The 12,788-nt window shown below is 70.1% G+C and carries 10 protein-coding genes and 5 tRNA genes; 12 read left to right on the forward strand and 3 right to left on the reverse strand.

Annotated elements, in window-relative coordinates:
- Positions 1 to 30: 30 nt before the first annotated feature.
- A complete protein-coding gene (locus ACPPVO_RS11750) occupies positions 31 to 996 on the reverse strand; it encodes a sodium:calcium antiporter (protein WP_426511232.1) in 966 nt (321 codons plus the stop codon).
- Positions 997 to 1,382: 386 nt separating this feature from the next.
- On the opposite strand from ACPPVO_RS11750, the gene ACPPVO_RS11755 reads away from it, so the two are divergent.
- The 10 genes from ACPPVO_RS11755 (at position 1,383) to ACPPVO_RS11800 (ending at position 5,570) form a co-directional block, all read left to right on the forward strand.
- The gene (locus tag ACPPVO_RS11755) at positions 1,383 to 2,234 is read left to right on the forward strand and encodes a hypothetical protein (RefSeq protein ID WP_426511233.1); all 852 of its coding nucleotides are present in this window, start codon (positions 1,383 to 1,385) and stop codon (positions 2,232 to 2,234) included.
- A 56-nt stretch (positions 2,235 to 2,290) separates the two neighbouring features.
- Complete coding sequence (locus ACPPVO_RS11760) at positions 2,291 to 2,701, forward strand: response regulator (RefSeq protein ID WP_426511234.1); 411 nt, start codon at positions 2,291 to 2,293, stop codon at positions 2,699 to 2,701.
- A gap of 81 nt (positions 2,702 to 2,782) precedes the next feature.
- Positions 2,783 to 3,403, forward strand: a complete 621-nt coding sequence (locus ACPPVO_RS11765; RefSeq protein WP_426511235.1) for a hypothetical protein — start codon at positions 2,783 to 2,785, stop codon at positions 3,401 to 3,403.
- Between the two features lie 233 nt (positions 3,404 to 3,636).
- Positions 3,637 to 3,709, forward strand: a tRNA-Leu gene (locus ACPPVO_RS11770).
- A 46-nt stretch (positions 3,710 to 3,755) separates the two neighbouring features.
- On the forward strand, positions 3,756 to 4,199 hold the full coding sequence (locus tag ACPPVO_RS11775; protein ID WP_426511236.1) for an HNH endonuclease: 444 nt from the start codon (positions 3,756 to 3,758) through the stop codon (positions 4,197 to 4,199).
- Between the two features lie 55 nt (positions 4,200 to 4,254).
- A tRNA-Ala gene (locus tag ACPPVO_RS11780) sits at positions 4,255 to 4,327 on the forward strand.
- A 1-nt stretch (position 4,328) separates the two neighbouring features.
- A tRNA-Leu gene (locus tag ACPPVO_RS11785) sits at positions 4,329 to 4,402 on the forward strand.
- Between the two features lie 16 nt (positions 4,403 to 4,418).
- Positions 4,419 to 4,503: transfer RNA gene (locus tag ACPPVO_RS11790), tRNA-Ser, on the forward strand.
- Between the two features lie 14 nt (positions 4,504 to 4,517).
- Positions 4,518 to 4,604: transfer RNA gene (locus tag ACPPVO_RS11795), tRNA-Ser, on the forward strand.
- A gap of 363 nt (positions 4,605 to 4,967) precedes the next feature.
- Positions 4,968 to 5,570, forward strand: coding sequence for a hypothetical protein (locus tag ACPPVO_RS11800; protein WP_426511237.1), 603 nt, complete (start codon positions 4,968 to 4,970; stop codon positions 5,568 to 5,570).
- A 696-nt stretch (positions 5,571 to 6,266) separates the two neighbouring features.
- On the opposite strand, the gene ACPPVO_RS11805 is transcribed toward ACPPVO_RS11800, so the two are convergent.
- Both ACPPVO_RS11805 and ACPPVO_RS11810 read right to left on the reverse strand, forming a co-directional pair.
- Positions 6,267 to 7,163, reverse strand: coding sequence for a glycosyltransferase family 2 protein (locus tag ACPPVO_RS11805; protein ID WP_426511238.1), 897 nt, complete (start codon positions 7,161 to 7,163; stop codon positions 6,267 to 6,269).
- Between the two features lie 132 nt (positions 7,164 to 7,295).
- Positions 7,296 to 10,145 (reverse strand): hypothetical protein, encoded by a 2,850-nt coding sequence (locus tag ACPPVO_RS11810; protein WP_426511239.1) that lies wholly within the window; start codon positions 10,143 to 10,145, stop codon positions 7,296 to 7,298.
- A 423-nt stretch (positions 10,146 to 10,568) separates the two neighbouring features.
- Here ACPPVO_RS11810 and ACPPVO_RS11815 point away from each other — a divergent pair, with 423 nt between their 5' ends.
- Positions 10,569 to 11,690: a DUF2334 domain-containing protein gene (locus ACPPVO_RS11815; RefSeq protein ID WP_426511240.1), complete on the forward strand. Its 1,122-nt coding sequence runs from the start codon at positions 10,569 to 10,571 to the stop codon at positions 11,688 to 11,690.
- The gene (locus ACPPVO_RS11820) at positions 11,597 to 12,106 is read left to right on the forward strand and encodes a DUF2334 domain-containing protein (RefSeq protein ID WP_426511241.1); all 510 of its coding nucleotides are present in this window, start codon (positions 11,597 to 11,599) and stop codon (positions 12,104 to 12,106) included. Before ACPPVO_RS11815 ends, ACPPVO_RS11820 begins: the two co-directional genes overlap by 94 nt.
- Positions 12,107 to 12,788: the final 682 nt, after the last annotated feature.

The raw sequence follows: 12,788 nt of genomic DNA on the forward strand, positions 1-12,788 counted from the left end.
CCGCGTACCCAGCCCGCCGGAGCGGAAACGTCACGGGTTGGCGGAGATCAACAGCGGGAGCATGAGGCCGTACGCGCACAGCAGCACGCAAGCCTCCGGCCGGGTGATGCGATTGCCCCTTTTGAGCAGCAGCCACGCCAGGAGGCCGGCCACGACCATCGCGGTCACCGCCGCGAACCCGAACGGCGCGATGGTGTGCCGGCCGGCCGCGATCCCCACGACCGCCCCGCCGATGAGGCTGTTGAACAGGTTGGAACCCAGCAGGTTGCCCACCATCAGATCGCTCCAGCCGCGCCGCTGCGCCTGCACCGACGTCATCAGCTCCGGCAGCGACGTGCCGACCGCGACGAGCGTGAAGCCGATCACCGCGTCGCTGAGGCCCCAGCGGTGCGCGAGCGTGGAGGCGTTGGCCACGAGCAGCTGCGCGCCGCCCAGGGTCGCGGCCAGACCCACCGCGCACCGCGCCGCCTCGACCCACCACCGGCCGGGCGCGGGGGCCGGCTCGACGAACGCGGCGACGTCATCGGGCAGGGGATCATCCGGTGGTACCCGTGACAGCCGCACCAGCAGCATGAGCGCCCCGATGCTGAGGACGGCCAGCAGTACGCCCGCCACGAACTTCAGCCCGACGAGCGCGAACGCCCCGAAGACCGTGACCCCGGCGACCATGAGCGGCGCCTCGCGCACCGGCACGGACGAGCGCACCACCACCGGCGAGACCACCGCGACCACGCCCAGGATCAGCGTCACATTGAGCATGTTCGAGCCGACCAGGTTGCCCAGGGCGAGGGCGGCGTTCCCCCGCACCGCGGCGGTGCCCGAGACCACGAACTCCGGCGCGCTCGTGCCCAGCCCGATGATCACGACGCCGACGATCACCGGCGCGACCCGCAGCACCGTCGCGAGCCGGCCCGCGCCGACGACGAGCTGGTCGGCGCCGACGGTGAGCAGCACCAGGCCCACGATGCCGAGCCCGGCGACGAACAGGGTCGACATCGGCCTCCTCCAGCACCCGCGCCTGGCTCGACACCCTACCGGTCCGGGCGCGCCGGCCCCGACCCGGTGAAAATCCGAAACCGGTTCCGGCGGATTGACCACTTCCCACCGCTGGCGCAAAGGCGCGCCGCGCTCTACAGTTTTCAACGAGACCGGCGTCTTCCCCCGTGGATGCCGGTCTCACCATTTTCTCCGGGCGTTGTGGGGCTGCCTCCACTTTGGACCGCCACGGTAGATTGGCTCCCGGCGGAGGGAGTGATCAGGTGCGTTGTCCACGTTGCGGAACTGAGGCCATCGACCCGGCCGGATACTGCGTCGGGTGCCGCCTGTACCGCGGCCAGACCCCTCCGGTGCCGCAAACCCCCGCGGTGCCGCAGACTCCCGCGGTGCCCCAGCCCCCCGCGGTGCCGCAGCCGGCCCCACCCATCCAGCCTCCGGCCGCGCCGCAGTGGGTTCCGCCGGCCGTGCCCCAGCCGGCCCCGCCCGCCCCGCCCCGCGCGGTGCACCAGCCGGCCCCTCCGGCCCCGGCCGGTTTCTACCCGCCGCCGCCCCCGCCGCGTTCGCGCAACCCGCTGCTGATCCCCGGGGTCATCTTCGGCATCGTCGCCCTGCTGCTCGTCGGCGGCGTGATCGTCTACGCGTTCGCCGGCGGCGACGACAAGCCGGAGGACCAGGGACTGACCGGCGGCACCAACCCCGTCGTGGCCGCGAGCGACTCCGCGACCGCCGACGAACCGAGCCCGACCCCGACCGGCCCCCTCGGCGGCCTGCCCGGCCCGAGCGCCTCCGGCACCGCGAGCCCCAGCGCGACCGCCGTGCCGTGCATCCTCGGCGTGTTCCTCGAGGAGCAGCACAACGAGCAGGTGACGGTGCTCAACACGGGCACGTTCCCGTTCACCGGCAGTGGGGCCTACCACCGGTACAACGAGAGCGGCCGGGTCGTGATCGACTACGGCGACGGCATGCACCTGCGCGGCAGCAACGGTTCGACCCAGTTCGAGTACATCTTCGAAGGCTTCATCTCGTACCAGTTCAAGTACGACGGCTCGACGGTGACGTACTCCTCGCCCCGCCCCGACGGCACCGAGACCTTCATCCGCAACGGCCACGTCGACTACAAGGGCAAGCTCGAGGCCCGCGTGCCCCAGCCGATGAAGGTCAACTGCGGCCCGGTCGCCATGAGCCTGTCCAACCAGATCTACACGCTGCAGCTCAAGCGTACGAGCAAGGCGCCCTGACAATTGCTCAAGTGCCCCCCTCCGGTGCCGATCAAGGTCGCGGAGGAGGAGCCTGCATGGACAACACGCTCGCCATGGTCATCGACGACTCGCGCGCGATGAGGGGCATCCTGAGAAGGATCCTGCTGCCCCTCGGCTTCGAGGTCCGCGAGGCGGCCCACGGCAAGGACGCGCTCGACCAGATCTGGAACGACGACCTCAAGCCGGCGCTGGCGCTGATCGACTGGAACATGCCGGAGATGAACGGGCTGGAGTTCGTCATGGCGGTACGCAAACAGAAACATCTCCGCCAGATGACCCTCATGATGGTCACCACCGAGAGCGAACACGGCCAGATCGTGCGGGCCCTCGCCGCCGGCGCGCACGAGTACGTGATCAAGCCGTTCACCGCCGAGGCGATCGTCGACAAGCTCACCTACCTGGGACTCGTCCCCCTCGCCGGCGCCGAGACAGCGGTCAGTGCCTGATCGGCCACGGACGGCGAAAGGCACTACGCTCGGTCCGATAGGCGACGGAAGAACCCCTGTCGCCGAACTACCGTGCGACACATGACGATCGACTTCCCGCACGGCTGGTGGGGCACGGACCTGGGCGCCGCCCGGGCGAGCATCGGAACCTACGAGCTCTACTCCACCGAGAGCCTGCCGGCGGTGGACGAGTCACGCTGCGACGGCACGTTCTCCTGGCTCGTGCCCGACGCCCCGCACGACCCGCTGCGGGCCATGGAGGTCGCGGCCCTCGCCGAGCACATCGCGCTGCCGGAGCCGTTCACCCGCTTCATGGGCAGCCAGGTGCTGATGGACGCCATCCCCTCGTGCACGGGCTGCGACTTCGACCTGGCCCCGCGCCCGGTCCCCAGCCCTGTGGAGCCCACCGCCCAGCTCGTGCGCTTCCTGCGTGACCAGCAGGATGCGGTCATCTGGTACCTGTACCTGCGCCCCGGCGCCGAGCCGTTCGTGATCGCCTCGCCGTGGCTGCTGGAGATCGTCGGCCTCGAGGAGGTCGACCGCTCGACCCTCATCGCCAACATGGTGCAGGTCGCCGGATCCTTCGAGCGGTTCATCCACCGGTTCTGGCTGGAGAACGCGCTGTGGTTCAGCGTGAACGAGGGCGACGAGTCCACCGACGAGATGAACCTGTACCTCGCGCATTACACCGCCGCTATTTAATCTCTTGCGCCACCCCGCCGACGCGCCTATCTTTGAATACGTCAAGGCGTCAACGAGCAGAGGAGACCGACCATGAGCGAGCGACTGGCCGCGTCTTCGCTGCTCAGCGCCTTGACAATGGGTGCGGGCCGGTGGTGTGACTAGGGGTACGACCCGACGTCACGTCAGCCGCCCGGGCCGGTTCCGGGCGGTTTTTTCGTGCCATTTTACATTTACCAGTATCGATTAATAATGCCGTGGTGGCCCAAGGGTAGAGGCGTCCTCCTCAAAAGGGGACAGGTGCGGGTTCGAATCCCGCCCGCGGTACGCAAGGTCGTTTGGTTGCGCAGTGCAGATGAAGGGAGGAGGCCCAGTGACCGCGGTTCTCGTACTCAACGCCGACCTCGGACCCCTGCACCGGGTCTCACTCCGCCACGCCATCCGCATGCTCCTGCGCGAGGTGGCCGTGATCCACGAGGCGGAGCCGGACCGGGTGATCGGGGTCTACCCGCTCCCGCGGGTCGTGCGGCTCGTGTCCTACGTCGTCACCCGCTGGCGTTTCGCCGGCGGCCCGGCCTGGTCGCGCGCCGGCGTCCACGCCCGCGACGGCCGCCGCTGCGGCTACTGCGGCACCGAGGCGACCACGATCGACCACATCCAGCCCCGCTCCCGCGGCGGCCGGAACACCTGGAAGAACACCGTTGCGGCCTGCACGGGCTGCAACCAGCGCAAGGGCGATCGCACCCCCGCCGAAGCGGGCATGGTGCTGCGCGCGAGGCCGTCGATTCCGACGTGGCACGCGCTGGTCCAGCGCTGACGCAAGGCCCTGGGCGGTCGGCCCTGTCGCTACCGCCGACCGCCCGGGGCCGCACGGGCTCGTAGCTCATCAGGAAGAGCGCCGCTCTTGCAAAGCGGAGGTGACCGGTTCGAGTCCGGTCGGGTCCACGCCCGGGTAGCCCAACGGGAAGAGGCGTCTGGTTCAGGGCCAGAAGGTTGGAGGTTCGAATCCTCTTCCGGGTACTGCATTTTCACGCGAGGAAGGTTGGCCGAGAGGTAAGGCTGCGGCTTGCTAAGCCGTCGACGGGGGCGACCCCGCGGGGGTTCGATCCCCTCACTTTCCGCTGCACAGCAACCTGGGAAGGCCAGCCGATCGGTGCCGGCACCCGTCTCGAAAACGGCGTTGGGTTTAACGCCCGTGTGGGTTCGACTCCCACCCTTCCCGCTGTATTTCCCGCTGCGCTCGCGGTGGGGGAGCTTCGCTCCACCCACACCCCAGCTGAATTTCCAGCTCGCTGCGCTCGCGGTGGGGGAGCTTCGCTCCACCCACACCCCCTCAAGATCTACGCCAGCGCGCTCTGACGACGGCCAGGTGCGCCGGGCGAGGCTCAAGATCTGCGCCAAGGCGCTCTCGCGACGGCGAAGTGCCTGGGAAGCGGCTCAACATTTTACGTCCGGGCGCTCTGGCGGCGGCCAGGTGCGCGGGACGGGGTTCAAGATCTGCGTCAGGGTGCTCTGGCGACGGCCACAAACGCTCGACCCGCACGCACGCAACGAGCGTCCGCACAGACAGCGGACGCTTACACACGTGCACGAAACGCGCAGACTGGCCGTGCAGGACCGCGCAGACAGAACGCTCAACCTGCACGCACCGACCGTGCAGACGGACGGTGCAGGACGGCGCGCACAGAACGTGCGGGTCTGCGCAGACAGAACGCTCAACCTGCACGCACCGACCGTGCAGACGGACGGTGCAGGACGGCGCGCACAGAACGTGCGGGTCTGCGCAGACAGAACGCTCAACCTGCACGCACCGACCGTGCAGACGGACCGTGCAGGACGGCGCGCACAGAACGTGCGGGTCTGCGCAGACAGAACGCTCAACCTGCACGCACCGAACGTGCAGACGGACCGTGCAGGACCGCGCGCACAGAACGTGCGGGTCTGCGCAGACAGAACGCTCAACCTGCGCACTCAGAACGGGCAGGTTCGCGCGGGCCGGGCTGAGCGCGCGTCACGGGCCTTGGTCGGCGACGAGCGCGTGGCGCAAGAAAAGTCGTGCAGAAAGCTCGAGGTGAGTATGTCCGGTTCCGTTCGGCTTGTTCGTCGTACCGATGAAGCGACGAAACGAGACGAAGGAGCGTGCAGAGATGTTGCCGGTGTGGCGGGAGATGGCCGTGTACGGCTCTGAGCGTGCCGAGGCTGATGCGAACCTCGGACAGCTCGCCAAGAACGCTCAGCGGGCCCTCAGAGGGCTCGGAAGGGGCCTCCGCACGCGGACGTTGCGGGCGGCTCAGCCGAAAGGCACCCGGTCTAGAGGAAGATGACGGCGATCGGGCGAGTGACCACGTCGTGTAGCCGGCGCGCGACGCGGATGCGCTCCCCGAAGACGCCGCAAAAGAGCCTCATCCCGCGCACGTGGCCGCCGCGAGAGCACCCTGACGCAGATCTTGAGCCCGTCCCGCACCTGCGTGCGTGAGCGTCCGCGGACTCGCGTTCTGTGTGCGCGTGTGCGTCTGCTGTCTGCGCGGACACGCGTTGCGTGCGTGCGGGTCGAGCGTTCTATGTGCGCGTGTGCGTCTGCTGTCTGTGCGGACGCGCGTTCTGTGCGTGCGGGGCGAGCGTTCTGTGTGCGCGTGAGCGTCCGCGGACTCGCGTTCTGTGTGCGCGTGCGCGCGTGTGCGTCTGTTGTCTGCGCGGATGCGTGTTCTGTGCGCGCGTGAGCGTCTGCTGTCTGCGCGGACGTGCGTTCCGTGCGTGCGGGGCGAGCGTTTGTGCGTGCGTGGGCGTCCGCGAACGCGCGTTCTGCGCGTGCGGGTCCTGCGTTCTGTGCGTGCGGGAGCGTCCACTGTCTGCGCGGAGCTGCACGTTTCTGTGCGTGTGCGCGTTAGTGGGGCTTGCCGAACGCGTACTTCGTCAGCACTCGAACACTTCCGGCGCTGCGCTGCTTGGCGGCGGCCGGCAGCATGGTGAGCGCGTGGATGCGTGAGGACAGGTGCCAGCGCGCGGCCTTGGCCGCCCGGCGCCATCCGTGGGCGTCCATGGCCTCCGCCGCCGCGAGGAAGAACGCCCGCGCCTCGCTGAACCGGCCGCCGGTCACCGCCGATGAGGATGACACGCTCTCGTTGTGCCGCCGGTACTGGAACACGACATCGGAATCGGCCACTAGCGCCCCGCCGCGCGTCACGAGCTCCAGGATCAGCTTCAGGTCCTGGATGACCTTGAGGTCGAGGTCGAACCCGACCGCCTGCATCTCGCTGGTGCGCCAGGTCAGCGACGGGAAGTACAGCCAGTTGCCGCGCAGGAGACTCACCGCGAGATCCTCGCCGACCATGCGGACGGTGCCGTCGATCTTCGGCGCGTACACCCGCCGCTTCGTCGTGTCCGCCAGTGTGCGCACGACGGCGCCGTCGGTGCCGATGACCTCGACCCCGGGCTGGACGAGTACGGCGTCCGGGTGTTGCTCGATCAGTGCGTGAATGCGTTCGACGTACCGCGGCAGCATGACATCGTCGCAGCCCATCATGTTCAGGAACGGCGCCTCGGCGCGCTCCACGCACTGCTGGAAGTTGCGCGTGATGCCCAGGTTCGCGGGATTGCGCTCGTACCGCACGCGCGGATGGCCCAGCGCCGCGAAGTACTCGGGAACGCCTGTCACCCGCTCGACCGGGTTGTCATCGAACACGGTGAGCCGCCACCGCTCATCAGTCTGCGCGAGGACGCTCTCCACGGCGATCTTGAGCAACGGCAGCTCACCGTAGTGCGGCAGCATGATGTCGAGCACCGTGCGATCGTAGCGGCCCGCCGGCGCGACGAGCCGGGCGCTCCGTATCGGGCGATCGGGCTAACCCGAACGAGGGGCACGAAAAAGCCGGCCCATCCGTGGCAACGGATGGGCCGGCTCGGTGCGTCTAGATCAGTGCCGGGCTCGCCGCGGACCGGCCGGGGGCTGGCCCGCCGCGGCGCGCTTGGCGGCCTGCTGGTCCGGAGAGCTGGGGTCTTCGTCCCAGGCCTTCGCCCGGCGGATCTCGTCGAAGAAGCCGAGCAGCCGGTCGAGTTCCTGCGTGCTCGTCTTGTCGTCGGCCCGCTGGACCTTGCCCTTTTTGTTGTGCGAACGGATCTCCCGGCCGGTGTTGGTCGAGGAGGTGTCGTCCGCCGGGTCGGCCTGCTCGTCCGGCCTCGGGGCCCGCTGCGCCGGCATGCGACCGGTCGGGTCCTCGTGGTGGCGGGTGGGCGGCGTGACCGGGTCGAAGTGGTGCTCGTCGTAGTCGGGGGCGTCGAAGCTGTACCCGTGCGGCGCTCCCGGGCCCGACGGGTGCAACGGCTGGTCCTCGCGGTGGAACGCGCGCGGCGGGGCCACGTGCAGGTCCGGGTGCGCCGGAGCCGGGGCGGCCCCGTTGAAGCCGTTGTACTGCCCGTTGCCGTGGAAGCCGTTCGGAGCCTGCGGCGCCGCGCCGTACGTGCCGCCGGGGCCGTGCCCGTTGGCCGGAGCGGGACCAGGGCCGTGGCCATGGCCGTTGACGGGAGCCGGGCCGTGGCCGTTGACCGGGGCCGGGCCGTGGCCGTTCATCGGAGCGGGACCGTGGCCGTGACCGTTGGCCGGAGCCGACGGGCCCGGGACGATCGGCACCATCGGGGCCGTCGCGTCCGGGGTGCCGTTGCGGAACGCCGCGGTCGGAAACGAACCCGTCGTCTCGCCCGGACGCGGGCGGGGCTGCTGCGCCGGAGGCTCGGCCGGGTACCCACCGGGGCGCCCGGGACGCTGCGAACCATTCGGCGTCAGCGGCGCGAACGAGCCGGTCGGCGACTCGGGCACCGCCGGGAACGCGCCCGTCGCCGGCGAGGCGCCGTTGCGGGGCATCCGCTGGGCGTCGAACGAGGTGGTGGGCGGGTCGGCGGGCGAGAACGCGGGGAACGAGCCCGTGCGCGAGCCGCGGTCCGCGTCCGCCGGCGGGAAGGAGCCGTTGCGGGGGCCGCGGTCGGCGGGCGCGTCGGCGGCCGGGAAAGCGGGGAACGAGCCGGTGCGCGAGCCGCGGTCGGCGTCGACCGGCGGGAACGCGCCGGTGCGGGAGCCACGGTCCGCGTCGACCGGCGGGAACGCGCCGGTACGGGAGCCGCGGTCCGGGTCGGACGCCGGGAACGAGCCCGAACGCGAGCCGCGATCGGCGTCCACCGCCGGGAACGAACCGGTGAGCGAGCCGCGGTCGGTGTCCGACGGGGAGAAGGCCGGGAAGGAACCGGTGTGTGAGCTGTACCCGTGCTCGTAGTCCTGCTCGTGCGCGGCCGATCGGCTCACCGTCGGGTGCGCGCCGGACGGGTGGCCGTTGGCGGGCCGCCCGTCGACGAGGAACGGGCCGTTCGCGTCGCCGTGGCGGCCGGTCGCGTGCCGCGGAGCGTCAGGCGTGACGGCCGGGAAGGAGCCGCTGTTGGTCGGCGTGGCCGGGGACACCAGCTCGACCTCGCCCGGCTCGGGCAGCGACTCGAGCAGCCCGGTCGCCAGGATGAACACGTTCGGGGCGGCGCCGCGCGGTACCGCGATGTAGGCCCGCTTCCGCGCGTCGATCGGCAGCTTCTCGAGGATCTCGGCGATCGTGTGCGCCGGCGGCGGGATCTCGGCGGCGTTGGGCGCCCCGACGAGCACCGCGCAGCGGTTGACGTCTACGGGCAGCCCGCGCACCCAGTCGGCCGGGTCGTTGAGGTGCTCCGGGCGCACCCACAGGCCGGCCTGTACGACCTCGAGCACCCAGCCGGAGCCGAGCGAGAAGGTGGCCTGCCCGGCCGGGGTGCCGAGCACGTCCGGGCACGGGTTGATCCAGTCGACCGGCCGCGGCGCGCCCGTGCGGGGGGCGTGCCAGAGCTCGCGGGCGAAGGTACGCCAGCGGGGAAGGCCTTTGTTGTCAATGGTGACGACGGCGCGCTGGCCGGCGGGCGCGCACAACGGCAGGCCGGTGCGCACGTGCACGGCGCGGCCGAGCACGTCGGCGACGACCGGGCCGACCGGGCCCTCGGCGATCGGGTTCTGCCCGTACGGCGTGAAGACGCACCGGTCCGCGGCGAGCGTCGGCACGGCCGTGACGGCGCGGGCGAGCTCGTCGCGGTGCAGCGGCTCGTCGCCGGGGTGGCCGAGGATCATCGCCGGGTTCTCGGGGTCGGTCGGCACCGAGTACGCCAGGTCGGTCACGCTGCCCACGCGGCGGCGGTGCAGCCACAGGCCGGCCGGGATCTGGTCGAGCACGAGGTCGCCGGGCAGTTCCGGCATCTCGGTGCACAGGTCCGACTCCCACGTCGGGGCGGGGAAGCGCCAGCCCACCCGGACCGCGGGCGTGCCGGTGCGGAAGCGCCAGAAGCCGCCGGGCCGCTGCTCGCCGCGCCCGACGGGGGCGAAGAGCGAGCCGCCGGGTACCCCCAGCAGCGGGCCGGCCGCGGCGATGACGTCGATGCCGAGCCGCATCGCGATCATGTGCGCGGCGGCGGGGCGCTCGTTGGTGGCGCAGGCGCCGTCCCAGGCGACGAAGCGCATGGCGGTGAACCCGCGGGGCAGGCCGTTGGCGAGGACCTCGGCGAGCTCCTCGATCATTGCCGGCTGCAGCTTCACCGTATGGGAGCTGATCACCACCGCGCATTCGGTGGAGCCGTGGGGCGAGACGACAAGCGCCGCCGAACCCGCGCTGGGCTCCTCACCGGAGTGGACGACCGCACCGGCACCGAGCCAGGACACCTTCATCCCGGGCCAGTGACGCAGCCGCACCTGCATCGCCGTGCTCATGCAGACCTCTCAGCACTATGGAGCCGTGCCCCGCCGAAGGCGGCTGCCGTCCGCGGCATCACCGTCCCGGCGCCTGGCCGCGTACGGCCTGGCTCGTCCGGTGTGCGGGCTGCGAGCGGGCAGCAACGAGTCAAGATCGCCCTCCGTCGGGTGTGCCACGAGCGGTGCGGTGCGGAGGGGGTTCCACACCGATCACCGCAGGGCGGCTCTGCCGGATCGTACCGCGCTGAGTGACGGACGCAACCATCCCGTTTGTCGACGGACCCGCTAGGAAACGCCGACCGGCCGGTGGATTGCACCCGATTTGGTAGCCTTGATGGTGACTTCTCCGGAGAGTTGCTCATGCTTCGAGCTGCAGTCCGCCGAATACTGGCTGTCACCTTCGGGCCCGTCCGGCGCCGTGCCGTCATGGTCATCGGGATCGTGCTGTTCATCGTCGCCGCGTCGTCGCTGAGCGCCTGCAAAACCTCTCCAATCGGTACTTCCGGGGCGGGCCCGTCACCGGGCCGTTCTCCTGCATACCCGCCGAGCGGGGTGCTCGTCCTGTATGACACGGGCGGGCAATACGGCTCGCTGGGCGAGCTGTATGCCGTCCAAGCAGGGAACTTGGCCTCTCACTTCGATGCCTGGCAGTCGATGCCAGTGACGAAGTACACGTCGGGAACGGCCCAGAAGTACCAGTTGACGATCTATATCGGATCGACGTATGACGAGCCGCTGCCCGAAGCCTTCCTCGCCGACGTGGCCACCGGGTTGAGCGTGCTGTGGCTCGGGGGGAACGTGTGGCAGTTGATCAGGAAGTACCCCCAAATCGGTTTTCAGACAGCGACGATCGACGATGCCGCGCCGACCGGGATCCGTTACCGGGGCGTCGAGCTGACCCGCAACGCGAACGCCGGGGGCCTGGTCCACGCCGTGCTTTCCCAGGGTGTGTACTCCACGACGCTGGCCGAGGCCGCGATGCCCGACGGCACGTCACGGCCCTGGGCGGTGCGGGTCGGCGGCCTGACGTACGTGGCCGAGGTGCCCTTCACCTACGTCAGCTTCGACGACCGGTACCTCGTCATCGCCGACCTGCTCTTCGACCTGCTGGCCCCGAAGACGCCGACGCGGCACCGCGCCCTGGTGCGCATCGAGGACGTCGGCCCGCACTCCGACCCGGCCCAGCTGCGCCAGATCGCGGATTATCTGCATTCTCGTAATGTTCCGTTTGCCGTGGCGGTATTCCCCGTTTACGACGACGCGGCCGGCATCTATTCCGGCGGCGTGCCCGTGCACCGGACGCTGAGCGGAACTCCGCAGGTCGTGGACGCGCTGCGGTACATGGTGCAGCAGGGCGGAACGCTGATCATGCACGGCTACACACACGGATTCGCCGGCGCCCCGAATCCGTACGGTGTCAGCGCCGAGGATTACGAGTTCTACCGCGCCCACGTCGACGCCGCGGGGCCGTGGTGCTCAACGGCCCGGTGCCGGACGACTCCGCGGCCTGGGCCCTGGGCCGCCTGGACGCGGCCCGCCAGGAGTGGACCAAGGCCGGCCTGACACCGCCGGACATCTGGGAGTTTCCGCACTACACGGCCAGCGCGACCGACTACCGGGCGATCGCCGCGGCGCCGGGCATACGCGCCCGATACGAGCAGGTCCTGTACTTCAACGGCATTCTCGGCGGCACCGGTACACGCTCAGTGAGCCAGTACTACCCATATCTCGTAAAAGACGCATATGGAACGCCGGTGATCCCGGAATCTCTTGGAAACGTGGCAACACAAAGATTTAACCAGCACGGCGTCCGGCTGACCCCTGACCTGCTGGCCTCGGCGCGGCGCCAGCTCGTGGTCCGCGACAACGTGGCGAGCTTCTTCTACCACCCGTTCCTGGCCCTGCAGTACCTCCCGCAGTTGATCGAGGGCATGCAGCAGATGGGCTACACCTTCGTGGCGGCCCCCTCCCTCCTGTGAGTGCACAATCCGAAGATTGGAACCTGTCCAATCTTTCACTCTTAACTGACAAGCAAAGTTTTCTGTTGAACGTTTGAGCACTTCAGTGCCTCGGGGCCGGTTTGAACACGGTCGACCGTCGCCCGCCGACAGTTCCCAGCCGGATCGGGCCGTGCGGAGGGCGTTGAAAGTGGCGAATCGGATTTGGGGCCGGTCGGGGTATAAATCCGATAAGTCGTGGCGCGGAGCGCCCGACTTATCGCGGGACCGGCGAGTGCCGGATGGCTTTCCGAGCGGAAGTGCAGTTGGACAGCCGAGACGTGGGTTGACCCTCGCGGCGCGCCGCAGGGGGAGCGGACGTGGTGACGGCGGCGCCGTACTGACTACCGGGCCGGCTGAGCTCGAGTGGGTCGGCGTCAACCGATCGCCCGGCCGGTGGGGATGCGTCGCTTGGGCCAGCGGGGTGGACCGGCGGCCCGGGTCGGCGCCGGGATCAGTCGCCGGAGTCGTGGCTGGCAGCGTGCAAAGCGAACCCGGGGCGGTGTGTGGGGCTGTGGTGGGCTCGGCGGTGCAGCGCTGAGTGCGGGGGGATGCGCGGCGATGGTCGGTGGGGCGTCGACCGCTCCTACAGCGGTGCCGAATGGGCGACTGGGAGCGGGCGTGCGCCACGGCGTCAGAGCGGAATTGCCGTCGTGGCGGTTGG

The organism is Dactylosporangium sp. McL0621 (genome assembly GCF_049995355.1).
Classification (GTDB): Bacteria; Actinomycetota; Actinomycetes; order Mycobacteriales; family Micromonosporaceae; genus Dactylosporangium.